The 24,021-nt window shown below is 70.0% G+C and carries 19 protein-coding genes and 1 tRNA gene; 9 read left to right on the forward strand and 11 right to left on the reverse strand.

The features are described 5' to 3' along the window. The first annotated feature begins 183 nt into the window (after positions 1-183). The 4 genes from ABIC70_RS10370 to ABIC70_RS10385 all read left to right on the forward strand — a co-directional run bounded on the left by ABIC70_RS10370 (position 184) and on the right by ABIC70_RS10385 (position 4,406). Positions 184-1,608 (forward strand): hypothetical protein, encoded by a 1,425-nt coding sequence (locus tag ABIC70_RS10370; protein WP_354439673.1) that lies wholly within the window; start codon positions 184-186, stop codon positions 1,606-1,608. Positions 1,609-1,681: 73 nt separating this feature from the next. Continuing rightward, positions 1,682-3,205, forward strand: coding sequence for a phytoene desaturase (locus ABIC70_RS10375; RefSeq protein ID WP_354439674.1), 1,524 nt, complete (start codon positions 1,682-1,684; stop codon positions 3,203-3,205). After that, positions 3,186-4,256 (forward strand): phytoene/squalene synthase family protein, encoded by a 1,071-nt coding sequence (locus ABIC70_RS10380; protein WP_182591606.1) that lies wholly within the window; start codon positions 3,186-3,188, stop codon positions 4,254-4,256. Before ABIC70_RS10375 ends, ABIC70_RS10380 begins: the two co-directional genes overlap by 20 nt. A gap of 21 nt (positions 4,257-4,277) precedes the next feature. Next, entirely contained in the window at positions 4,278-4,406 is a 129-nt protein-coding gene (locus tag ABIC70_RS10385; protein WP_257787419.1) for a hypothetical protein, read from the forward strand. Positions 4,407-4,613: 207 nt separating this feature from the next. On the opposite strand, the gene hemC is transcribed toward ABIC70_RS10385, so the two are convergent. Then, a complete protein-coding gene (gene hemC, locus ABIC70_RS10390; RefSeq protein WP_354439675.1) occupies positions 4,614-5,537 on the reverse strand; it encodes a hydroxymethylbilane synthase in 924 nt (307 codons plus the stop codon). A 186-nt stretch (positions 5,538-5,723) separates the two neighbouring features. Between hemC and ABIC70_RS10395 the strand changes: the two genes are divergently transcribed. The 3 genes from ABIC70_RS10395 to ABIC70_RS10405 all read left to right on the forward strand — a co-directional run bounded on the left by ABIC70_RS10395 (position 5,724) and on the right by ABIC70_RS10405 (position 7,938). After that, entirely contained in the window at positions 5,724-6,644 is a 921-nt protein-coding gene (locus ABIC70_RS10395; RefSeq protein WP_043379947.1) for a metallophosphoesterase, read from the forward strand. Between the two features lie 201 nt (positions 6,645-6,845). Beyond that, positions 6,846-7,400 carry a tellurite resistance TerB family protein gene (locus tag ABIC70_RS10400; RefSeq protein WP_043761211.1) on the forward strand — a complete coding sequence of 185 codons (555 nt, stop codon included), beginning with the start codon at positions 6,846-6,848 and terminating at the stop codon, positions 7,398-7,400. Positions 7,401-7,476: 76 nt separating this feature from the next. Continuing rightward, positions 7,477-7,938 carry a hypothetical protein gene (locus tag ABIC70_RS10405; RefSeq protein ID WP_043761209.1) on the forward strand — a complete coding sequence of 154 codons (462 nt, stop codon included), beginning with the start codon at positions 7,477-7,479 and terminating at the stop codon, positions 7,936-7,938. A 38-nt stretch (positions 7,939-7,976) separates the two neighbouring features. Here ABIC70_RS10405 and ABIC70_RS10410 read toward each other — a convergent pair whose 3' ends face one another. Both ABIC70_RS10410 and ABIC70_RS10415 read right to left on the reverse strand, forming a co-directional pair. Next, a complete protein-coding gene (locus tag ABIC70_RS10410) occupies positions 7,977-9,509 on the reverse strand; it encodes an acyl-CoA carboxylase subunit beta (protein WP_043379941.1) in 1,533 nt (510 codons plus the stop codon). 158 nt (positions 9,510-9,667) lie between these two features. Further along, positions 9,668-9,742, reverse strand: a tRNA-Val gene (locus ABIC70_RS10415). A 258-nt stretch (positions 9,743-10,000) separates the two neighbouring features. Here ABIC70_RS10415 and ABIC70_RS10420 point away from each other — a divergent pair. Further along, a complete protein-coding gene (locus tag ABIC70_RS10420) occupies positions 10,001-10,342 on the forward strand; it encodes an Rdx family protein (RefSeq protein ID WP_083683805.1) in 342 nt (113 codons plus the stop codon). A gap of 55 nt (positions 10,343-10,397) precedes the next feature. Then, positions 10,398-12,614, forward strand: a complete 2,217-nt coding sequence (locus ABIC70_RS10425; RefSeq protein ID WP_081948575.1) for a sensor histidine kinase — start codon at positions 10,398-10,400, stop codon at positions 12,612-12,614. 45 nt (positions 12,615-12,659) lie between these two features. On the opposite strand, the gene ABIC70_RS10430 is transcribed toward ABIC70_RS10425, so the two are convergent. Genes ABIC70_RS10430 through ABIC70_RS10465 form a run of 8 tightly spaced genes read right to left on the reverse strand, consistent with a single transcriptional unit; the run spans position 12,660 to position 23,953 of the window. Then, positions 12,660-13,808, reverse strand: a complete 1,149-nt coding sequence (locus tag ABIC70_RS10430; RefSeq protein ID WP_075381927.1) for an ABC transporter permease — start codon at positions 13,806-13,808, stop codon at positions 12,660-12,662. A gap of 11 nt (positions 13,809-13,819) precedes the next feature. After that, positions 13,820-14,836, reverse strand: a complete 1,017-nt coding sequence (locus tag ABIC70_RS10435; RefSeq protein WP_354439676.1) for an ABC transporter permease — start codon at positions 14,834-14,836, stop codon at positions 13,820-13,822. After that, entirely contained in the window at positions 14,833-16,788 is a 1,956-nt protein-coding gene (locus tag ABIC70_RS10440) for an ABC transporter substrate-binding protein (RefSeq protein ID WP_043355097.1), read from the reverse strand. Before ABIC70_RS10440 ends, ABIC70_RS10435 begins: the two co-directional genes overlap by 4 nt. Then, positions 16,785-17,651: a hypothetical protein gene (locus tag ABIC70_RS10445; protein ID WP_043355095.1), complete on the reverse strand. Its 867-nt coding sequence runs from the start codon at positions 17,649-17,651 to the stop codon at positions 16,785-16,787. The genes ABIC70_RS10440 and ABIC70_RS10445 overlap by 4 nt, the downstream gene beginning before the upstream one ends. Continuing rightward, the gene (locus tag ABIC70_RS10450) at positions 17,651-19,492 is read right to left on the reverse strand and encodes an ABC transporter ATP-binding protein (protein WP_354439677.1); all 1,842 of its coding nucleotides are present in this window, start codon (positions 19,490-19,492) and stop codon (positions 17,651-17,653) included. The genes ABIC70_RS10445 and ABIC70_RS10450 overlap by 1 nt, the downstream gene beginning before the upstream one ends. Beyond that, positions 19,489-21,441: a glycosyltransferase gene (locus ABIC70_RS10455; protein ID WP_354439678.1), complete on the reverse strand. Its 1,953-nt coding sequence runs from the start codon at positions 21,439-21,441 to the stop codon at positions 19,489-19,491. The genes ABIC70_RS10450 and ABIC70_RS10455 overlap by 4 nt, the downstream gene beginning before the upstream one ends. Further along, positions 21,429-22,706 (reverse strand): glycosyltransferase family 4 protein, encoded by a 1,278-nt coding sequence (locus ABIC70_RS10460; RefSeq protein ID WP_354439747.1) that lies wholly within the window; start codon positions 22,704-22,706, stop codon positions 21,429-21,431. Before ABIC70_RS10460 ends, ABIC70_RS10455 begins: the two co-directional genes overlap by 13 nt. Beyond that, entirely contained in the window at positions 22,703-23,953 is a 1,251-nt protein-coding gene (locus ABIC70_RS10465; RefSeq protein ID WP_354439679.1) for a glycosyltransferase family protein, read from the reverse strand. The genes ABIC70_RS10460 and ABIC70_RS10465 overlap by 4 nt, the downstream gene beginning before the upstream one ends. Between the last annotated feature and the right edge of the window lie 68 nt (positions 23,954-24,021).

Below are 24,021 nucleotides of genomic sequence, written 5' to 3' on the forward strand. Positions count from 1 at the left end.
GGCTGCCGGTGCCCCCTCGGCCGCCGGGAGAACACCTATCTGTGCGGGCACTTCCGATATCAATACAACCGAAAGTTAGCGTTAATCATTCCACTAGAAGATGCATTCTGTTCCCGCTCGCTGATCGCTGAGTTGCATGGCCGGTTCGGGACCCCGTCCCGCTGCGCAGCAATGGAGTTCCAGATGCGTCCCTCGACCCTCGTGCCGGCTCGCGCCCGGGCTGCCTGGCTCGCCGTCCCCCGCTGGTGGATCACGCCGACCATCCCGTTCACCGCCGGCCTCCTGATCTGCACGGCGCAGACGACACCGGTCCAGGCGCAGCTTCTTCGCGGTACCCTGGACACAACCACGGGTAGCATTCTGGGCACCGGCGTGACGCTCGGCACCACCGCTCCCGGGACCGGCATACTCGGGACCGGCCTCAACGTCGGGACCACGAGCGGAGGCGTCCTCGGAACCGGTCTGGTCGTCGGCACGACTGGCCCAGGCGACGGACTGCTCGGCACCGGACTCAACCTCGGGACGGCGAGCGGAACCGGAACTGGCGGAACTGGAACCACCGGCGGAACCGGCGGAAGTGTGACCGGCGGCGGGACCGGCGGAACAGCGGGAAGCGGAGCAGCCGCCAGCGCCAATCAGGGTCTCTACATCGTCACAGGGACCACCACGCAGTCCCAGGGCCAGACCGTAATCACCGACCTGAGGCTCTCACAGCTGTCCAGCATCACCGGCGTCGCCGCCAACAACACCAGCGGCTTGGCAGCCCCGATCGCTGTCGGCGCCGACGCCCTCGCGGTGGGCGCCGGTTCAAGTGCGGCCGGTTCTGCATCGACCGCCGTGGGCACCGGCGCGAGCGCGGCGAATACCGGCAGCGTCGCCCTCGGCTTTGCGGCGAACGCTCAGGGCCTCGGCGGAACGGCCATCGGTACGGCGTCTGCGGCGTCGGGGGCCGGGAGCACCGCGCTCGGGTTCGTCGCCGGGGCGACCGGGACAGGTTCCACCGCCATCGGCGCGGCCGCTTCGGCCGCCGGAAACAACAGCGTCGCGCTCGGCAACGGGGCTGCCGCCAACCAAGCCAACACGATCGCCATCGGCGCCAACGTGAAGACCACGCAGGCCAACCAAGTGGCGATCGGCAATTCCGCCAACACCTACCGGCTGGCCGGCGTCGCATCTCAGGCGAGCGCTGCCGCTCAGAGCGGAGCGACGGCCTTCGTGACCACCGATGCCAGCGGCAACCTTGCGGCCTCGGCCTACGGGCCGTCGACGATCGCAGGTCTCGGGAACCGAATCGATTCGGTCCAGGGACAGGTCAACGCTTTGGAGGCCAAGACCGATTCCGTGCAGCGCTACGCCATCCAGACCCGCAAGGAGGCCCGGCAGGGCGTGGCGATGGCCATCGCGATGGCGACCGCGCCGATGCCGTCCGCGCCGGGCAAGACCACCTGGGCAACGAATGGCGCGACCTATCGGGGCGAGTGGGCGGGCGGCCTTGCGGTGGCGCACCGCTTGCCGACCTGCTGCGTCCCGATCGCGGTCACGGCCGGCATGGCCTATGGCGGCGACAACGCCGTCGGCGTCCGCGCCGGACTGGCCGGCGAGTTCTGAACGACTGGGACCCGGCACGGCGGACGGCACTTCGACCTTGCGCGTCGGTGAAAGGCCGCAGTAGTGTCAACCAATGCTGACACTCGCGGTCGACCACAGGATTGCGCATTCGATCGATGGGCGTCCGCACGCCGTCGTCGTCGGCTCAGGCTTCGGGGGTCTCGCCGCCGCGATCCGTTTGGGTGCGCGGGGCTACCGCGTCACCGTCCTCGAACGCCTGGCCCAGGCCGGGGGCCGTGCCCGGGTCCACCGGCAGGACGGCTTCACCTTCGATGCCGGTCCGACGATCGTCACGGCCCCGCAGCTTTTCGAGGAACTCTGGCAGCTCGCCGGCCGCCAGCTCGCGGACGATGTGACGCTGGTGCCGATGGATCCGTTCTACCGGATCCGCTTCGCCGACGGGACATCCTTCGCCTACAGCGGCGACGTGGATCGCATGCGCGCCGAGGTCGCGCGCTTCGCACCGGACGACGTCGCGGGCTACGAGCGCTTCATGGCTCACAGCCGGGCCGTTTGCCGAATCGGCTTCGAGCAGCTCGGTCATGTGCCTTTCGGCAGTGTCGGATCGATGCTCAAGATCGCACCCGACCTGTTGCGCCTGTCCGGACACCGTTCCGTTTACGAGGTGGTGGCGCGGTTCATCCGCGACGAGCGGCTGCGCACGGTGTTCAGCTTTCACCCGCTGCTGATCGGCGGCAACCCGTTCCGAGCCAGCGCCATCTACTGCCTGATCGCCGATCTTGAGCGGCGTTGGGGCGTCCACTTCGCCATGGGCGGGACCGGGCAGCTGGTCGACGGCTTGGTGCGTCTGATCCGGACACAGGGCGGCCGCCTCCGCCTCGGCGTCGACGTCGCGCGCATCCAGGTGGAGGAGGGCGCTGCCACGGGTGTCGTACTGACCAGCGGCGAGGTGATCGGCGCCGACCTCGTGGTCTCCAACGCCGACTCGGCCGTGACGCATGCGAGTCTGCTGCCGGAAGCGCAGCGCTGGAGCCGCACCCGGTTTCGGCGGGCCCGCTCGTCCATGGGGCTCTTCGTCTGGTATTTCGGCACCAATCGGCAGTATCCGGGGGTAGATCATCATACGATCCTGCTCGGACCGCGGTACCGCGGCCTGCTGGCCGACATCTTTGACCGGAAGGTCTTGGCCGAGGACGCGAGCCTCTACCTGCACCGGCCGACCGCCACCGACCCGAGCCTCGCCCCCCCGGGATGCGACGCCTTCTACGTCCTGGCCCCGGTGCCGAATCTCGCGGGTGGCCAGGATTGGCAGGCCCTTGCCGAACCGTATCGGCGCCGGATCGCCGCCATGCTGGAGGCGAGTGTGATGCCCGGCCTGTCGGAGTCCATCGTCACGTCCAAGGTGACGACCCCTCTGGATTTTCAGGACGATTTCCTGAGCTACCGGGGCTCGGGCTTCGGTCTGGAGCCGGTGCTGACCCAATCGGCGTGGTTCAGGCCGCACAATCGGTCGAACACCGTCCGCAACCTTTACTTGGTCGGCGCCGGCACACACCCGGGTGCGGGCCTGCCCGGCGTGCTCTCCTCTGCCCGTATTCTCGACAGCGTGGTCCCCGATGCCCGCGTTACCGCCTGAATTCGCCGCCGCGGCCGACCGCACCGCCTGCCGGGTCGCGATCCGGGCCGGTTCGAAGAGCTTCTTCGCCGCCGGCCAATTGCTGCCGGCCGAAGTCCGCGAGGCGGCCTACGGCCTCTACGCCTTCTGCCGACTCTCGGACGACCTCGTCGACGACGCGGCCGATCCGGCCGGACGACGCGACGCCGTGGCCCGCCTCGAGGCACGCATCGGCCGTGCCTATGCCGGGCGACCCGCCGACGCTCCCGCCGACCGGGCCTTCTCGGAGATCGTCGCCACGTACGCGATCCCGGAGGCCCTGCCGCGTGCCCTGATCGAAGGCTTTGCCTGGGACGCCGAAGGCCGGCGCTACGCCGATCTAGGGGCGCTCCATGCCTACGCCGCCCGTGTCGCCGGCTCCGTCGGTGCCATGATGGCGCTGATCATGGGCACCCGCGAACCGGACGCCCTGGCCCGCGCCTGCGACCTCGGCGCCGCGATGCAATTCACCAACATCGCCCGCGACGTCGGCGAGGATGCCCGGATGGGCCGTCTCTATTTGCCGCTGGACTGGATGGATGCGGCCGGGCTCGATCCGGAGGCATTCCTCGCAGATCCGCGGCCGAGCCCGGCGCTGGCCAAGGTGGTGGCCCGCCTCCTCGCCGAAGCGGACGTCCTCTATACCCGCGCGGAGGCCGGAATCGCAGCGCTGCCGCGCGGCTGCCGGTCGTCGATCCGGGCGGCCGGATTGATCTATTCCGAGATCGGCCGCGTGGTGGCGGCGCACGACTACGATTCGGTCCAGCACCGCGCCCGGGTCGGAACGGCACGGAAGCTGGTTCTGATCGCCCGCGCAGCCCGCACGCCCGCAGTCGCGGCCGGCCTCGGCGGCCCTTCCCTGCCGGAAGCCGCCTTCCTGATCGAGGCCGTCGCGCGCGAACCGCTCGTGCCGACGCGTCGGCGCCCGGCGCTGCGGCCGTGGTGGGATGTCGGCGGCCGGGTCGTGCACGTCCTCGATCTGATCGAGCGGATGCGTGAGCGCGAGACGTTCGGCCGCTCGGCGCCGTCCTGACCTGCGGCCTGGAGGACATCGGTGAGCGACGGGCTGTTCGCGGCTTTCGATATCGGCCTCGTCTTCGCCCTGGCTTTCGGAGTGGGGATTTGGCAGCTCATCGTGGTCCGCCGCAGCATCCGGCGTGATCGCGATCGCAAGCCGGACTGAGGCGATCCGCCCCGGACAGGTCCCGGCCGACTGACCAGGCGCTGAGAGCGCCCGTCGGCGGATCCAGGCTCTGTCAGCGGCGCGCGACGTCAGGCCCCAAATTCGCCCTCCAGCACGTCACGCTCCCCGCCACAGGGCGGCGGCCGGTCGCCAGCCGCACCGGCCTGCGTGAAGGCGATCGAGAGCGTGGGTCCTGCGGCCCGTCTTCTACTGCAGGTGACGGGTATAGGTGTCGCCGGCAGCCGCCTTGAGGGCGGCTCCCGCCTCCTGGCCGATCCGCTCCGCATCCGTCACGGGCCCCTGTCGGGACACGGACCAGTGGCGGCTGCCGTCGGGCAGGAACAGCAAGCCGTCGATCCGCAGGACATCCCCGTCGATCTGCGCCAGGGCGGCGATCGGCGTCCGGCAGGATCCATCGAGTTCCGCGAGCAGCGATCGCTCGGCCGACACCGCGATGGTGGTCCGGGCGCAGGCGATGGGCGCCAGGAGGTCGCGGATGACCGCGTCGTCCGTACGGCACTCGATGCCCAGTGCCCCCTGTGCCACGGCCGGCAGCATCTCCTCGACCGACAGGACGCTGCGGGCCATGTCTTCCAGCCCGAGGCGCTGGAGGCCCGCCAGGGCGAGCAGCGTCGCGTCGCATTCCCCGGCCTCAAGCTTGCGCATCCGGGTGTTGGCGTTGCCCCGCAGCGGCACGACCCGGAGATCGGGCCGCCGCATCAGAACCTGCGCGCCGCGGCGCAGCGACGAGGTCCCGATCCGCGCGCCCGCCGGCAGCCCGGCCAGACCGTCCGCGTGCGGCGACAGGAATGCGTCCCGCGGATCGTCACGTTCGAGGATGCAGGCGATGGTGAGCCCGTCGGGAAGCCAGGTCTCCACGTCCTTCATCGAGTGCACGGCGACGTCGACCTCGCCGGAGAACAGCGCCTGCTCGAGTTCCTTGGTGAACAACCCTTTGCCGCCGATCTCGGAGAGCGGCCGGTCCAGGATCTTGTCTGCCACGGTGGTCACGACCACCAACTCGGTCTCCAGGCCCGGATTGGCGGCGACGATTTGGTCCCGCACCATGCCGGTCTGCGCGAGCGCCATCGGAGAGCCGCGGGTGCCGATGCGCAGGGGGCGGTTCAACATCTGGTTCCGGATCACTTCGCTGGACGAGACACTGCCTTATAAACCGAGCGGGGCGGCAGGCCATGGTCCGTCTCGCGGTTTCGAAGCGGCAAAGCGCGATCGTGAAATCCAGTCTTGCCCCGCTTTCGCCGGACTGCGCTCCTAGCGGGACACCGGCGTAGTTCGGAGCCAACGGGTGTTGTCGCGATGCTGATCATGCCGAGCCGACGGCAAGTCCTGACGGGGCTCGCTGCAGGCGCGGGCATCACCGCCGCCACCGGCGTCTATGCCCTCGACATCGAGCCGCTGCATCGGCTGGTGGTGACATCCTATGCGCCGACCCTGCCGCGGTGGGATCCGTCGCTGCAACTACGGGTGGCGGTCCTGGCGGATTTCCACATCTGCGAGCCGTTCATGCCGTTCGACCGGGTGGCGCAGATCGTCGAAGCGACCAACGCGCTCGAACCGGATCTGGTGCTTCTGCTCGGCGATTATCCGGCCGGGCGGATCGCGTGGCGCAAGCTGCCGCTCGATCAGTTCGCCCGGATGATGACCGAACTCAAGGCGCCCCTCGGCACGCACGCGATCCTCGGCAATCACGATTGGTGGGACGACCATACGGTCCAGAGGAACGGTCGCGGCGTGCCCGCGGTCAGGCGCCTGCTGGAGGCACAGGGTATCCCGGTTCTCGAGAATCGTGCGGTGCGCCTGGTGAAGGACGGCCGGCCGTTCTGGCTCGCCGGTCTCGGCGACCAACAGCCCTTCTTCGACGCGTGGAACACGTTCAGCTTGGCCGACCTGCCGCGAACGCTCGATCCGATCACCGATTCGGCACCCGTGATCCTGATGGCGCACGAGCCCGACATCTTCGTCGCCGTGCCCGACCGCGTCTCCCTGACCCTCGCCGGGCACACCCATGGCGGCCAGATTCGCCTGTTCGGCCACGCCCCCGCGATCCGCAAGGTGCAGGGACACGACTATTCCTACGGCCATGTCATCCAGGACGGCCGCCACATGATCGTCTCGGGCGGGTTCGGGATGAGCCGCATCCCGGTGCGGATGGGCGTCCCTCCCGAGATCGTCCTCCTCGAACTCGGCAAGACGGACGCGGTAACTGCCGCCAGCTGAACGCGGGGCATTCGCGGGACCGCCGCTCGACTGTCAGACGATCGATGGATCGTCGAAGCACAATCCAGCCGCGCGCAAGTCATGCGATCGGAATTCTTTAGATCAGATGATGAATTCCGGTGCCCGGAGGCTTTCGGCGGCAATTTGACACATCGAGATGTGCATGGGACCGTCCCGCATCGATTCGATCTGGGGACGTTCATGCCGATCCTGCTCGGCCTCATCGGTCTCATCGTTGCGGGACTGTTCTGGATCTTGCGGACGCACGGGACCGTCAAGGGTCTGCAGGAGGTCAACCGGGACACGAAGGGGCTCCAGCGCCGCGCCGTGTCCACCTTCGAGAACCTCGTCGGAACGCCGCTGCAGCGTGTGCGCGATCCCCGCTTGGCCGCGATCATCCTGATGATTCAGCTGGTCCGTACGGGCAGCCCCCTCACCGCCAGCGAGAAGACGCGGATCCTCGAATACATGGAGACGCCCCTGGAGGTGGAGCGGATCTCGGCGACCTTCGAGCGGGCCTGGGGCTACACGCAGGCGCGGCTTCCCTTCTCGCACGTCGCCGACGCGCTGGCTCCGCTGCTGCGCGACGCGCTGACACCGGCCGAGCGGGAGCAGTTGATCGCGATGCTGACCCAGGTGGCTGGCGCGCATTCTCCGCCGAGTGAGTTGCAGCGCGAGGGCATCGCCCGCCTGAAGCGACGGCTTCTCGCCGGCGCGGGGGCCGCTCTCGACACGCGGCGGGGCGAATCCGCCTGATCCGGACCATGGCGGGTCGGAGGCGCCGAAGCGCCGGTTGGCTCGCCTTTGCGCGCCGTCGCGCTACCTCGCGGGTATGCGCGCACTCTTCCCCCTGATCGTCTTCACACTTCTCGCGGCCGGCTCGGGAACGGCCCGGGCGCAATCCTGCGACACCTTGATCGACAAGGTGACCGGCGAGACTGCGGCCAAGACTACGGATCGCCGGAGCGACTATGCCAGCTTCACGGCCGGTGAGGACATGACCCTGACCCTCGCCTGCGGCGGACCGGACCACTCGTCGGTCGGCGCCCAATATCGGGGCGCCACTCCGCCGGATCGCTATTTCGACGTGTTCGGCAAGGCCGGCCACGCGGTGACGGGCATCGATGCCTCCGTCATCACGGAGGCCGCGCACCGGGCCCAGGCCACCGCGACCAAGCTGCGCCACAGCAATGTCGATCTCGGCGGCGCTCGGGTGACCTGTTCGGCCATGGTGTCGCCCGACAAGGGTCCGCTGACCCTGTGCGCGGTGATCGAGAACAGCGACCGCAGTTGAGAGGCCGGCGGAGCGTGCCGCCGGCCACCGCGCCCGTGTCAGAGCGGGATGTTGTCGTGCTTCTTCCAGGGCTGCTCCATCTTCTTGGTGCGGAGCATGCCGAGGGCCTTGGCGATCCGGCGGCGGGTCGAGTGCGGCATGATCACCTCGTCGATGTAGCCGCGCTCGGCCGCCACGAACGGTGACAGGAAGCGGTCCTCGTACTCGCCGGTGCGGGCCGCGATCTTCTCTGGGTCGCCGATCTCGCTGCGGAAGATGATCTCCACCGCGCCCTTCGCGCCCATTACGGCGATCTGGGCGGTCGGCCAAGCGTAGTTGACGTCCGCACCGACGTGCTTGGAGGCCATGACGTCGTAGGCGCCGCCGAAGGCCTTCCGGGTAATGATCGTCACCAGCGGCACGGTCGCCTGCGAATAGGCGAAGAGCAGCTTCGCGCCGTGCTTGATCAGGCCGCCGTATTCCTGGGCCGTGCCGGGCAGGAAGCCCGGCACGTCCACGAAGGTCACGATCGGGATATCGAAGGCGTCGCAGTAGCGCACGAACCGCGCGGCCTTCCGCGAGGCGTCCGAATCGAGGACGCCCGCAAGCACGAGCGGCTGGTTCGCCACGAAGCCGACGGTGCGCCCCTCGATCCGGCCAAAGCCGGTGATGATGTTTCGGGCGTAGGCGGACTGGATCTCGAAGAAGTCGCCCTCATCCACGACGCGGCGGATCAACTCGCCCATATCGTAGGGCTTGTTCGGATTGTCGGGGATCAGCGTATCGAGGGATGCATCGATGCGGCTGACGTCGTCGAAGCTCGTGATCTCCGGCACGCCGTCGGTGTTGTTGGCCGGCAGGAAGTCGAGGAGGCGGCGGATCTGCAGGATCGCCTCGACGTCGTTCTCGAACGAGCCGTCGGCGATGGACGACTTGGTGGTGTGGACCTTGGCGCCGCCGAGCTCCTCGGCCGTGACGACCTCATTGGTGACGGTCTTCACCACGTCGGGGCCGGTCACGAACATGTAGCTCGTGTCGCGGACCATGAAGATGAAGTCGGTCATGGCCGGCGAATAGACGTCGCCGCCCGCACAGGGGCCCATGATCACCGAGATCTGCGGGATCACGCCCGAAGCCATGACGTTGCGGCGGAACACCTCCCCGTAGCCGCCGAGCGCCGCGACGCCCTCCTGGATGCGGGCGCCGCCGGCGTCGAAGATGCCGATGATCGGGGCGCGCATCTTCAGCGCCATGTCCTGGACCTTCACGATCTTCTGGGCGTGCGCCTCCGACAGGGAGCCGCCGAACACCGTGAAGTCCTTGGAGAACAGGAAGACCGTGCGGCCGTTGATCGTGCCCCATCCGGTGACGACACCGTCGCCCGGGATTTTCTGCTTCTCCATGCCGAAATCGGTGGAGCGGTGCTGCACGAACATGTCGAATTCCTCGAACGACCCGTGGTCGAGGAGGAGTTCGATCCGCTCGCGCGCCGTGAGCTTGCCGCGCTTGTGCTGCGCCTCGACGCGCTTCTCACCGCCGCCGAGCCGGGCCTGCGCCCGCCGCTCTTCGAGCTTGTCGAGGATATCCTTCATGGCTGTTTCCGCCCTTCCCCTGCCCGTAACCTGCGACCCGGATCGGGCCGGGTCCAAGCTTATGCGTTCACCGATCGAGCGCCCTTAGCACGCGCATTTCGGGTGGCAAACCGACACGGTGGTCCGCGGGATCAGACCGTCTGGGGATGGGAGCGGGATGGTGGACGGTGCAGGGATCGAACCTGCGACCTTTCCCGTGTGAAGGGAACGCACTACCGCTGTGCTAACCGTCCGTACCGGCGTGCCGTTTCAACGCACGCGATCGAGCCGCTCGCCCCCGAGGGCGCCGCAACCCGGTGGCCGGCGTTCTAGAGCGCGGCGGCCCGGGACGTCAAGCGCGGCCGACGATCTTTGCCGCACGGAGACGGGCCGGCGAAGCGCCTCCGCATCCCGGATTGCCGAGTCCGGGTTCGGCCGTCGCCGGCGGCAGGCGCGCCGCTACGGGCTTCGGCGAGGTTGACAAGGCCCGCGGCCCGGTGCGCTGTGGGGTCATGCACGATGGGCCAGCGGGCGCGAGACAGGGCAGCGACGTGACGGCGGCCTGCGCGACGGGGCCTGATCGGCCGCGCGTGGCGATCACCTACTGCACCCAGTGCAACTGGCTGCTGCGCGCAGCCTGGATGGCGCAGGAGCTCCTCTCAACCTTTCGCGACGATCTCGGCGAGGTCGCCCTCGTCCCAGCCTCGGGGGGCCTGTTCCGCATCACGCTGGGCGATGCGCTCCTCTGGGAACGGGTGCGGGACGGCGGCTTCCCGGACGTGAAGACCCTGAAGCAACGCGTGCGCGACCACCTCGACCCGGCGCGCGATCTCGGCCATATCGACCGATCATGAGGCGAGGGAACGGCAAGGCGCCTGCGGGGCACTGCGGGCCGGGGACGGACCCCGCTTGAGTCCGGATCACCAAGCCGAGGGGGCGGGCGTCCCGGCGATCATCCCCGCGCGCCGGTCGTGGCTGTCGCGGCGGCTGCATCGCTTCGGGCGGAACGGCTTCTCGACGCAGGTCTACCTGATCGCGCTGGTGATCGCGCTGATCGGCCCGGGCCTGCTGTTCACCAGCATCCTGCTGATGCGCTACGCCTCTGCCGAGCGGGCGCGCTTCGAGCAGGACGCCCGCGAGAACGTGCGCGGCATCGGCCTATCCCTCGACCGCGACACCGCCGGTCTGGTCTCGGTGCTCCAGACGCTGGCCACCTCGCCGCGGATCCGGCAGGGCGATTTCGAGGCGTTCGACGCCCAAGCGCGTCTCGTGCGCGAATCGATCGATCTGGACGTCCTACTGCGCCGGCCCAACGGTCAGGAGGTGGTGAACACCGGCGTTCCTCGTGGGGCGCCGATGCCGATCGTCGCGTTCCCCTTCGATCAGGACCTCGCCCGGGGCACGCAACGGGCGATGGTAAGCGGCTACGTGCCGGGTCCGATGCCGGGCGAGGCGACCTACGCGGTGGGCGTGCCGGTGATGATCGACGGCGAGGTCGGCTACATCCTGAGCTTCACGGTGCCCCTGTCGCGCCTCCAAGGCATCCTGTCCCGTGAGGTCGTCCCGGGCTGGACCACCGGCATCAGCGACCGGGCCGGCATCGTTCTCGCCCGGCTGCCGGATCCCGAGGCGGTGGTCGGCAAGCCGCGCCTTGCCAGCCTTCGACAGGTGCAGTCGGCGACGCCCGGCGTCTGGGACGGCCAGGACCGCCAGCACAAGCCGGTGGTGGTGATCGAAGCGCGCTCGCGGCTCACGGGCTGGATGGTCGCCACCAGCATCCCGCAGACTGTCGTCGATGCGCGGGTGCGGCGCTGGATCTGGGCGTTCGCCGGTTTCGGCCTGCTGGTCCTCGCCACGTCGTCGCTCCTGGCGGTGAATCTCTGGTCGCGGGTCTCGCGCCCCCTCCGGTTGCTGGCCGCCTCCGGGCCAGCCCTCGCCCGGGGCGAGGCGATCCCGCGGGTGTCCTCACCGGTGCACGAGATCCAGCGACTCGCCGTCGTGCTGTCCGAGGCCTCGCTCCGGCTGCGGACCCGGGAAGAGGAGCGCGACCGGGCGCTGGCGGAGACCAAGCGCGGCCTGAGCGCCCTGAGCGAGAGCGAGGCGCGCTTCCGGCACATGGCCGATTCGGCGCCGGCCCTGATCTGGATGACCGACGAGACCGGGGCGGTCAGCTTCGCCAATCTTCATTTCGAGCACCTGTTCGGGCTGCCGGCCAACCAGTTCAACGACGATGGCTGGCACCAGATCGTCCATCCCGATGATCTGGACGGCTTCCGGACCGCCTTCGCGGAGGCCTTCGAGGCCCGGATCCCGTTCCGCACGGAGGCCCGGGTGATCGACCGGACGGGGGCGGTGCGCTGGCTCCAGTGCGAGGGTGTCCCGCGGCTGGACGACGGACAGAATTTCCTGGGCTACACCGGCTGCAACATCGACATCACCGACACGAAGAATGCCGAGGAGCACCTGCTGCTCCTGATCCACGAGTTGAACCACCGGGTGAAGAACACCCTGGCGACGGTCCAGTCGATCGCCGCCCAGTCGCTGCGCGGGCTGGAGGGCGCGGAGGCCGATGCGGCACGCGCCGCCTTTGAGGCGCGCCTCCTGGCCCTGGCGCGGGTCCACGATGTCCTCACGCGGGAGAGCTGGGAGGGCGCGGAACTCTCCGCGGTCGTGGCGGACGCGATCCGGCCTCTGGAGGCCGGCGCCGGCCGGGACTCGCGGTTCCAGGTCGTGGGACCGGCCCTGCGTCTGCCGCCACGGCTCGCGCTGTCCATCGCCATGGCCCTGCACGAACTCGGTACGAACGCCGTGAAGTACGGCGCGCTCTCCGCGGAGGGCGGCGTGGTCGAGATCTCGTGGACCGTCCGGCGCGCGGAGGACATGCAGCTGTCGCTGCGGTGGTCCGAGCGCGGCGGCCCGCCGGTGAAGAAGCCGACGCGGACCGGCTTCGGCTCGCGTCTGATCGAGCGCAGCCTCGCCCGGGAACTCGCCGGCGAGGTCGTCCTCAGCTACGAGCCGACCGGCGTGGTCTGCACCATCGACGCCCCGGTGCCGCCGCCGGGCCTGCTCGAGCGCAAGGGCGTCGCTGCACCGACACGGATCGCACCGTTGCCGCTCGCGGGTTAGGGGTTTCGAGACGCCCGCCCGTGGGCGCGGGGACGGCCGCCTCCGTCAGTGATACGGATCGGCCGCGTCGCGCAGGCCGTCGCCCATGAAATTGAAGGCCAACACCGTCACCAGCACGGGCAGGACCGGCAGGAGCAGCCAAGGGTAGAGCTGCACCGCCGCAAGATTCTGCGCCTCGTTGAGCAGCACGCCCCAGCTGGTCACCGGCGGTCTCAGGCCCAGGCCGAGGAACGACAGGGCGGTCTCGCCGAGGATCATGGTCGGGATCGACAGGGTCGCCGAGGCGATCAGGTGGCTCATGAAGTTCGGGATCAGGTGCCGGCCGATCACCCGGGCAGGCGAGGCGCCCATGAGTTCGGCGGCCTGGACGAAATCCTCCTCGCGCAGCGCCAGCAGCTTGCCGCGCACCGCCCGGGCGAGCCCGGGCCAGTCGAGCAGCCCGAGAATCACCGTGATCCCGAAGAAGATCAGCAGCGGGCTCCAGTTCGGCGGCAGGGCCGCCGACAGGGCGAGCCAGAGCGGCAGCTCGGGCAGGGACCGGACCACCTCGATCAGCCGCTGCACCCCGGCATCGACCACGCCGCCGAAATAGCCCGCGATACCGCCGAAGAAGAGCCCGAGGGTGAAGGAGATCGCCACGCCGACAAGGCCGATGGTGAGGGAGATCCGGGCCCCGTAGACCATGCGGGAGAACAGGTCGCGCCCGAGCTTGTCGGTTCCGAGGAGGAACAGCGTCCCGTTCTCCGGCGGGCAGACGAGGTGCCAGTCGGTGTGGACGAGCCCGAGCCAGTCGTAGCCGTCGCCCCGGCAGAAGAACCGCAACGGCTGCGGCGCGGACGCGTCGACCTTGTAGTCGCGGCGGAACGTGTCGAGGTCGAGATGGGCCCGGTAGGGATAGACGAAAGGGCCGACGAAGCGGTCCGCATGGAACAGGTGAACGCCCTGGGGCGGCGCATAGAGGTAGTCGCCGTTGCGGCGGGCCTGGCCGTAGGGTGCCAGCTGCTCGACGAAGGGCACGATCGCGTAGAGGGCGAGCAGGATCAGGGCCGAGGCCACGGCCAGACGATGGCGCAGGAACTTACGCAGGATCAGCCGCCAGGCGGACGCCGTCGCGACCGGGCTCTCGGCCCTGGCCTCAGGCTCGAAGGGGGCCGGATCGACGAAATGTCCCGATGCGGGGAGCGCGTCGTTCATGGCGGGCCGGTTCATCGCAGGCCCATGCGGATGCGCGGATCGAGCCAGACCAGGATCAGGTCCGAGATCAGCATGCCGACGAGGGTCAAGGCCGCGACGAACATCAGGATGAAGCCGGCCATGAACTGATCCTGACTGCGCAAGGCTTCGAGGAGCAGCGGCCCGACGGTCGGCAGGCTGAGCACCAGAGAGACCAGAACCGAACCCGAGACGAGGTGCGGCAGCAGGTTGCCGATATCCGCCACGAACGGGTTCAGCGACATCCGGAACGGATACTTCAGCAACGCCTGCAGGGGCGGCAGGCCCTTGGCACGGGCCGTGACCGTGTAGGGCTTGGCCAGTTCGTCCAGCAGGTTGGCACGCATCCGCCGGATCATGGCCGCCGTACCGCCGAGTCCGATCACCAGGGTCGGCACGATGAGATGCGCCAGGAGCGAGCGGACCTTCTCCCAGGTCCAGGGCTGGTTGGTGAGGGCCGAATCGTAGAGGCCGCCGATCGACAGCCCGAACCAGCGGTTGGCGTAGAAGAGCAGGATCAGCGCCAGCAGGAAGCCCGGGACCGCGAGGCCGACATAGCCCAGCAGGGTCACGACGGCGTCGCCGACCGTGTTCCGGTGTGTCGCCGAATAGATCGCCGCCGGGATCGCGACGAGGTGGACGAACACCACGGCCGTCAGATTGATCAGCAGGGTCAACCACAGGGCGTCGCCGACGACATCCGCCACCGGCTTGTCGTACTCGAACGACCAGCCCCAATCGCCCTGGAGCAGGCCCGAGAACCCAACCGAGCCGGGCATCACCCCGATCCACATCAGGTATTGCTGCCAGACCGGGCGGTCGAGCCCGTATTGCTGGATCAGCAACTCCGCCTTCGCCACGGAGCTGGCATCGCCGGTGGCGCGCAGCTCCATGATCCGGTTGGACAGGTAGTCGCCGGGCGGCAGCTTGATGATGATGAAGACGAGCGCCGAAATGACCAGCAGCGTCACCGCCATGGTGACGATCCGGCGAAGGATCTGACGGATCACCGGACCTCCGCGCGGGTGTCGGCGCCGGTCTCCCAGAACAGCTCGTCGAGGCGCTGCACGCCGATCATCGCAGTGGGTTCCCAGGAATAGAGGGCGCGCTTCGGAAGGTTGATCAGGCGATCCGCGCCGACAACGGGCTGGAGCGCCCCCGCCACCGTGCCGATCACCCAGGTGTTGCGCGCGTGATTCGTCAGCATCTCGCGCCAGATCGCGGCCTGCTTGGCGGCGTCGTCGGTGTCGCGCCACTGGCGGTCGAGGTCGAGCAGCCGCTGGACCTCCGGAACGTCGCAGGGCTCGCCGCTCTTGCCGCGGCTCTCGACGTTCATGCTCCAAAGGGGCCAGGAATAGTGCTCCGGCTGGGCAGGGCTCAGCTCGGTCGGCGGCATGATCGCGGTCGGCACCGCGAGGTCGAGCCCCTGGGCGGCTACCATGATGGTCATGCCGCCGATGGAGCGCCGATGCAGGTTGGTGCGCTCCTGCGGCTTTGTGATCAGCCGGATGCCGACCTCGCGCCAGAACTCCGTGATGAGGAGCAGCGCGTCCAGCACCATCTCGGCCTCGCCGTCGCTCTCCACCACGATCTCCAGCGGCCGCCCACCGGGCAGCAGCCGCGTGCCCGCGCCGTCGCGTCCGGTCAGACCGAGTTCATCGAGGAGCTTCGCCGCCTGCGCCGGATCGTAGGCGGCGTTCAGCGTCCGCATCTCCGGCTCGAAGAGGGCGCTGTCCGAGAGGATCGTATCGTTCCCCTCGGTGCCCAGTCCGAACAGCAGCGTGTTGTTCAGGGTCCGGCGATCGATGGCGAGCGACAGGGCGTGCCGGTAGCGCACGTCGCGGTTGAGCTGCCGCCAAGCCGGATCCGTCGTGGTGAGATTCGGGTAGAGGGCGATCTCCGATCCCCGGGCCACGGGCCACAGGTTGGTGCGGTACCGATGGGCCGCCTCACCCTCCTTGAGGCTCGGGATATCGGGCATCGTCAGGCCGCGAAACATCAGGTCGGCCTCGCCGGCGTTGGTCTTGGCGACCAGGAGGCCCTGCGAAGCCACGTCCATCACGATGGTGTCGACATAGGGCAGTTGCGTGCCGGCCGTGTCGACCCGGTGGTAGCTGCGGTTGCGCTCGAAGCGGAACCGGGTGGCCGGCGAGCGGGTCCGCGGCACCCAGCCCTGCAGGGTCGGACACTCCGGATTGTTGAGCTCGTAATTGTCGTCGAGGCGGTTGTGCAGCGCCGCCCAGCTGCGGAGCTTGAGCGCCTTGGCCTTCGCGTCGGCCGCCTCCTTGCCGATATAGCGGGCATGATACGGTTTCAGGTAGTGCGCCGGCCGGTAGATCAGCGGGTCCCGCGGCGCCGCCAGGGCGGGCAGGAACATCGGGTTCGGCCGGTCCCAGCTGTAGCGGACCGTGACCGGGTCGAGGAATTCCACCTGCGGCAGCTTGCCGTCGACCCGGAAGAAGGCCGGCGGCCCATCGGGATTCAGCGCCTTCTCGTTGGCGACGTCCTCCCAGTAATAGCGGAAATCCTCCGTGGTGAACGGATGGCCGTCCGACCAGCGGTGGCCCTGGCGGAGCGTGAAGGTGAAGCGCCCGCCCTCGACATCGACACGCTCCAGCACGTCGGGCCGCAGGTTCAGCGCGGCATCGTAGCCGACCAAGCGGGTATAGCCGTAGACCGACAGGTAGCGGACATCCCGGGCCTTCGCGATGAGGGTCCGGATCGTGCCGCCTGCCGTCCCGAGACGGCGGCCATGGGCAGCGAGGTCGGCGACGGCGGGCTTGGTCGGCGGCCCGGGCGCATCCGTCGGCGGCGTCTCTGCGAAGGCCCATGACGGCGCGCGCGACCAGCTCAATGTGGCGCCCAAGCCGACGAGGAGGGCGCGGCGGGAGACCGTGCCGTCCCGCCTGCCGCGGCGAGGGAGGGAGGCGGAAGAATCGTCCCGGAAGTCCCCGGCGCTCATGGGCTGCCCCGAAGCGTCACCGAGGTCAGCCGCGCCGGCGAGTAGCCCGTGGCCCGGTGCAGGTCATCGAAGGCATGCGACCGCACGATCAGGTCTGCAGCCTGCCGGAGAAGAGAATCGTCGGCCGGCTGCTCGAAGTGGCGGCCGTTCCGGGTCCAGCGGATCGGCTCCGGGCTGCGTTCGGGGCCGGTGATCATCGCGATGGTCGGATGCGCAGGTCCGCCATGGGCGTGGATCCGGTGTCCGGCCGCATCGTCGTCGAAGAGCAGACGGGTCAGGCCCCGGGCCTGCGCCTCGACGACCCGCCGCCCCTGGGCGACGTGGTCGTCGAAGAACGCCACCGTCCGCGCCGGGTCCAGCATGGACCAGTCGGCTTTCGACCAGTCGGCGGTGCTGTAGCGCGCCTGCCGGTCGCGGTACTGGAGGCCCGACAGGTCGGGATCGTGGCAGAAGATCTGTGCCTGCGGGCGGGCCTGCCGGATGACCCAGGTGGTGAGGCCGCGGAACACGCCGGATTCGACCACGAAATCCGGCTTCAGCGCCCGCATCGCGATGTAGAGCTGCAGCGCGCCGTTGAAGCCGCTGCCGCCCCGGCGCTGGCGGACGGGCGCGGTGGGGATCAGCGCCCAGAACGCCTGGACCTGTTCGAGGACGTCGCCATCCGGAACCAGGCCGGCGGCGGCGAGATCCCGTTCCAGGATGGCGGCGGCCGATTCGAGCAGCGTCGCCACCTCGCGCGGTGACGTCGGCCGGTGGCTCCAGTCGGGGGCCGCCGGGACGAGGTCGTAGCCCAGGCGGTCGAAGAGCGGCGACAGCACCTTGCGGCGCAGGCGCTCCAGCATCACGGGTGGCCGGGCCTGCATCACGCGGCCTCGACCGCGTGGGCGGCGCCGAAGCGCACCCGGTGGCCGATCTCGACCGCGCGCATCGCCCCGGCCTCGTCGGGGGCCAGGCGAAAAGGCTCCTCCCAGCGCATCGGATCGTTCTGGTCGCCCGCGACCGCCGCGAAATCGAGCGGATGGTCGAGGCTCGGATCCGGCACGGCCGCGAGCAGCGCCTGCGTATAGGGATGGACCGGCCGGCGGAACAGGGCGGCGCGGGGCGCCTCTTCGACGATGCGCCCCCGGCACATCACGCTGATGGTATCAGCCATGTAGTCGATCACTGCCAGATTGTGGGAGACGATGAGGTAGGAGAGACCCAGCGCCGCCTGGAGATCCTTGAGCAGGTTCAGGATCTGGGCCTGGACCGAGACGTCGAGGGCCGAGACCGGCTCGTCGAGCACCAGCAGCCGCGGCTTCGGGGCGAGGGCCCGGGCGATGCCGATGCGCTGCCGCTGGCCGCCCGAGAAGGCGTGCGGGTAGCGGCCGAGACCGCTCGACTCCAGACCGACCATCGCCATCAGGGCACGACAGCGCTCCCGTCGCTCTCCTGCCGGGACGCCGTGGATCTCCATCGGCTCGGACAGGATCTGGCGCACGGTCATGCGCGGATCCAGGGACGCGTAGGGGTCCTGGAACACGAACTGGACCGTGCGGCGATAGGCGAACAACGCATCGCCGCTCAAGGCGTGGACGTCCCGGGGGCCGCTACCGTCGTCGAACAGGATCCGCCCGGCATCCGGCCGCAGCGCCCGCATGATCATCTTCGAGACGGTGGTTTTGCCCGATCCGGACTCGCCGACGAGCCCGAGCGTCTGGCCGCCCGCGAGGCTGAGCGAGACGTCCGAGACCGCATGGACGGTCCGCGGCTTCTGCCACATCCGTCCCGCGCGCAGGGTGAAGCTCTTGCTGACGCCCTCGACCTGGAGGAGCGGCCCCGGCAGCGGCGCGGGCTTCTGCCCGGGCGGTATCTCGGCCCGCGCGGGGCGGATCGGCGTCAGGCGCTCGCCGGGTTGCATGTCGAAGCGGGGCACCGCGTGAAGGAGCGCGCGGAGATAGGCATGGCCCGGCGTCCGCATCACCGTGTCGCGCGGGCCCGCCTCCACGAGGCGGCCGCGATACAGGACCGCCACGTCGTGGGCGATGTTGGCCACCACGCCGAGATCGTGCGTGATCAGCAGGATCGCCATCCCGGTCTCCTCCTGGAGCCGGGCGAGCAGGGCGAGGATCTGAGCCTGCGTTGTGACGTCGAGCGCGGTGGTCGGCTCGTCGGCCACCAGCAGGGCGGGCTTCAGGATGAGCGCCATGGCGATCATGGCCCGCTGGCGTAGGCCCCCGGACAGCTCGAACGGATAGGTCCGCAGGGCGCGGTGCGGATCGGGGAAGCCGACCCGGGCCAGCGCCTCCTCGGTTCGGGCATCCGCCTCCTTGCGGTCGGCACCGGTATGGATCCGCAGGGCCTCGCCAATCTGATCGCCCACCGTGTGGAGCGGAGACAGGCAGGTCATCGGCTCCTGGAAGATCATCGCGATCCGCTGGCCGCGGATCGCCCGCATCGCCTCGCTGTCGGCGGGGAGGCGCGCGATGTCGGTCTCCGTTTCGCCATCCCGAAACAGGATCCGGCCGCGGGTGATGGCGGCGGCCGGGGGCAGAATCCGGAGGATCGCCTGGGCGGTCACCGATTTGCCCGAGCCGGACTCCCCGACGAGAGCAAGGGTCCGGCCGCGGTGAACGTCGAGGGACAGGCCGTGCAGCGCCTCGAACGGGCCGCTCTCCGTGCGGAACGCGACCGCGAGGTCGCGGATGGACAATAGCGGGCTCAACCCGTCCTCGCGATCTGTGAGACCCGAGACTTAGACGCCTTGAGGCCCATGTCCATCGCGGCGACGCCGAAGTGCTCGCGAAGATCCAGCAGCTGTATCGCCGGGTGCCGGACGAGGTGCGCGATCAGCGCCGCGACGAAGCTCCAGAGGGCGTCGTCATGGACGCGATGGTGGGTCAGCAGACCGACCGGCTGCTCCGGCGCACGGACGATGGCGTCGGCGACGCCGGTCAGCAGCGCCTCCGGATCGCGCAGGGACCGGGTGCCCCGCCAGTCGATCGGGTCAAGCGTGGCGTCGAGCCGGCGCAGACCCGGAACCGGTGGGCCGGGTACGGCCGAGAGGCCGCAATAGCCGAGATCAGGCAGGGCGGCGGCGAGATCCGGCGCGAGGCGGTTCCAGGGTGGGACGAAGACCGGCAGCACCGTGGCCTCCGCCAGCCGCGCGCGGGCGATCCTCAAGCCGGCCGCGGCCTCCGCGATCCGGATATCGAGGGGCCGGTGCGCACCGAACTCCGCCGGCTTCTCGCCGGGGGGCGCGTGGTTGCTGTGGGCGAGGCCATGAATGGCGACCCTCACGCCCGGAGCCGTTTCGAGGCGCCGTTTGAGCGACGGCTCGATCCCGGACGGAATCGCCGCGAGGAGCAGCGGGATGCCGTGCGCCTCCGCAAGCCCCACGAGCCGATCGAGCTCCGGGCTCGCCGCGATCGCATCGTCGTCGCGCCAGAACAGCGGAACACGCCCGCCGCGGGCGGCCACGGAATCCAGGGCGCGATCGATGACCGCGAAGGCCGGATCCGTCGGGGGAACGGATCCGCGCCGCGCCGGACCGACGCCGTGCAGGCTCTCGACCAGTTCCACCGTGCGCCGGGCGCCGGCGATGTCGATGCCGTGCGGACCGGGGACGGGTGCAGCCGCCTGGGCCTCGACGGCCTGGACCAGGGTTTGGGCCGTCAACTCCGATTCCGGCAGCACACGGGCGAGACCGCGGGCGGCGAGGCACGCGGCGCGCAGGCGTTGCTCGGTCTCGACGCCGGCCTCGAACGGCACCAGCACGGCGGGCGTGCCCGTGGCGAGGAGATCGATGGCCGTGTTGTAGCCGCACTGGCTCACAGAGACGGCGGCCCCGGCCAGGAGGGCGCGGTAGTCGGGCCGGGCACGGCCGAGGACGCCTGGAGGAAGATCGCGGCCGATCCCGGCCAGCGCCGCCACGGGCACGCCATGACCGGCGAGGATCCGCCAGCCGAGATCCGGCCGTTGCCGGGCCGCCTCGGCGGCAGCGCCGAGCAGAACCAGCCCGGCCGGCCCGGATCCGGCGGCGACCAGCACGCCGGCGCGACGGATTGCCGGCGGAGCGACCGTGCCCTCGTCCACGTAGCCGGTGTACCGGACTTTCGCGGCGGTGGCCGCATCGACGGGCCAGGAGGTATCGAGGGGCACGAGAGCCGGATCGCCGTGTACCAGAACGGCGTCGTAGAGGTCCGCCACGCGTGCGTGCGCCTCGGCGATGCGCGCGGGCTTCGTCGAGGCGACGAGAATGTCGCGAACGGATGCGAGGACGAGCGGGCGCGGCCGACCTGCACGAGCGGCATCCACCAGAGCCAGGAACTCGTGTGCCAGGGCGCGCCGGCCGAAGGGGAACAGCTCGGTGATGACGGCATCCGGTCCGAAGGCCGTCACGGTCTCGATCATCAGGGCGCTTCGGCGTGCCAGCAGCGCCGGCTCGGCCGGACGGCCGTCGGGCTCCAGCAGCGTCGAGAACTCCGTGCCGGCGATCCGGAGCGGCGGCAGCTGAACGAGGCGCAGGCCGTCGCGGCGGACCATAGGCGCCGGAACGCCCCCTGAGACCAGCAGCGTCTCGTGACCGGCCGCCGCGAAGGCGCGGGCGAGGGCGGCGGCGCGGGTGAGATGCCCCGCGCCCAAGAGATGCGTCACCGCGATCAGGACGCGCACGCGGGCAGCTCCGATTCGTGTGCGGCCACGTCCGACGACAGACCCGCGGAGGCACGCAGCCGGCCGGCGATCAGCGCGATCGCGGCCTCCTCGGAGAAGTCTCGCACAAGCCGCGCCCGGGCGGCCTCGCCCAGCCTCCGGCGGAGGCCCGGATCGTCGGCGAGACGGATCAGCGCCGCCGCCAGCACCGCCGGGTCGCCCGGCGGGACCAGGACCCCGTGCGTGCCATCGGTGATGAATTCCGGCGTGCCGGCGAATGCGGTCGCCAGAATCGGCAACGCTTGGCTTGCCGCCTCCATCAGCACGTTCGGCAATCCGTCGCGGTCGCCGCCCGGGGCCGGCTTCGTCGGCAGGACGAACAGATCGGCCGCGCGCATGGCCTCGATCACCGCAGGCTGCGCCAGGGCGCCCCGGAAGCGGATCCGCTCAGCGAGGCCACAGGTGCCAACCCGCGCCTCCAGGGCAGCGCGCAACTCTCCGCCGCCGATCAGGTCGAGCTGCCAATGCAGGCCTGGGGGCAGGGTGGCCAGGGCGTCGATGAGATCGTCGTGTCCCTTCTTGGCGACGAGCCGGCCGACGCAGAGGAGCCGGAGCGGCTGGGCTGGATCCGTGCCGTCGCGCGTTTCATGCGGCGGCGGGATCGGAAAGCGGCTGAGGTCGAGCCCGTGGTAGGCGAGCAGCGTCCGGCCGGGCGCGAGCGCGTCCAGACGTGCAAGCCCGTCGCGGGTACAGGTCACACCCCAAGCGGCGTCGCGCAGCTTCTCGGTCAGCTCCCAGTCCGGCGTCGTCCAGATATCCTTGGCATGCGCCGAGAAGCTCCACCGGCGCGCGGTGAGCAGCGCGGCGTAGCGGGCGACGCTGGCCGGCGTATGCAGAAAATGCACATGGATATGGGCGACGTCGGCCGGCAGTTCCCGGGCCAGGACCAGGGCCTGCCCGAGGCGGCGCAGCCGCGACGCCGTCGGGTCGCGCCGGAAGTCGCGGGCGAACAGCGCGAGAAGCGCCGGGAGATTCCGCCGCCGGAGCGCCGCACCGAGTCCGCGGAGCACACGCAGCGGCGCATCGCGCAGATATTCGGGCAGGTAGGCGGCCTCGGCTCGGATCTGCCCGTGCATCGGATGGCGCGCCCGGTCGGTCGGGCGGCGCAGGGACCAGATCTCCAGGGACAGACCGCGCCGCTCCAAGGCGAGCAGCTCCTGCGCGATGAAGGTCTCGGAGAGCCGCGGATAGCCCTTCAGCACCACGGCGACCCGTTTGGCGCTCACGAATAGGCCTGCAGGCACGGGCGGGTCTCTTCGTCCGCGCTGCCGCGCGCCGTCAGCGCCCGCACGCGGCGGGCCACCGCGTCGAGGCCGTCGAGCAGACCCGGCACCAGCACCCGCGACGGCGGATCCTGCTCCGGCAGGTCGCGGAGCGCGGCCGCCATGCGCCCGGGCGTCCGGCCCTCGGCCTCCATCAGGACCCGCGCGAGGCCAAGCCGCTCGGCCGCGAGCGCCCGGATCGCCTGCTCCCGCCGCGGCTCGGTCCGGGGCACGAGGATTGCGCGACGGTCGAAGGACAGAATCTCGCAGAAGGTGTTGTAGCCCCCCATGGCGACGATGCCGGCGGCCTTGCGCAACAGGAACTCGATCTCGCTGTCGAAGGTGATCGCGGCGATCTTTCCGCCGAGCGCGCGGATGCGCGCCGCGAAACCGTCGCGGGTGGCGGTATCGAGGAAGGGACCGAAGGCAATCAGGGCGGGCAAAGGGATCGCCGGATCGGCCTCGTAGGCGGCGATCACCCAGTCGATCAGGGCGGCACCATCGCCGCCGCCGCCCGGCGTGACCAGAATGAACGGGCCGTCGGCGATGGCCGGCTCCTCGCGGCCGGCGCGGCGCTCCGGGAGGTCCCGGCGCAGATAGCCGGTATAGATCAGGCGCGCGTCGATGCGCGCGGCGATCTCGGGATCCATCGGCAGCGCCGCGAGGGGCTGATGGATGCGGCTCAGCCCATAGACCCAGATCTCGTCGTAGAACTGCACCATCGTCTCGATCGCCCCCTTGCGCTCCCATTCGGGCACGAGACGATCGGCGTCGTCGAGGACGTCGCGCAGTCCGAGGACCAGGCGGATGTCGCGGTCGGCGGCGCCTTCCAGCACCGGCAGCAACTCGCCGTGGAAGCCAGCCGGTTCCTTGTCGACGATGATCAGGTCGGGGCGGAAGGTTCCGCAGGCCTGGGCGATGATCGCCGACCGCTGCTCGACCGTGCGGGCGAGGGGGGTCGCCGCGTCGAGGCTGGCATAATTGCCATCCGCGAACTTGGTCACCGGCGGCAGCCGGACGGTCCGGACGCCCGGCGCAAAGGCGAAGCGATCAACCACCGGCGAGCCCGAGACGATCATCGCTTGAGCGCCGCGGTTGCACGCCACGATCGCGTTGGCGATCGCCCGCGAGCGGCGCAGATGCCCCAGCCCGAAGGTGTCGTGGCTGTAAATCAGGACGCGCGGGGCCGAAGACGCCTCGTCCAGTCGCATCAAGGTGACCGCCCCGGTTGACGGCGCAAGGATCGCAGCCGCCGCCCTCTCGCACAAGCCGGGCCGGG

The organism is Methylobacterium sp. 1973 (genome assembly GCF_040545035.1).
GTDB classification, from domain to species: domain Bacteria; phylum Pseudomonadota; class Alphaproteobacteria; order Rhizobiales; family Beijerinckiaceae; genus Methylobacterium; species Methylobacterium fujisawaense.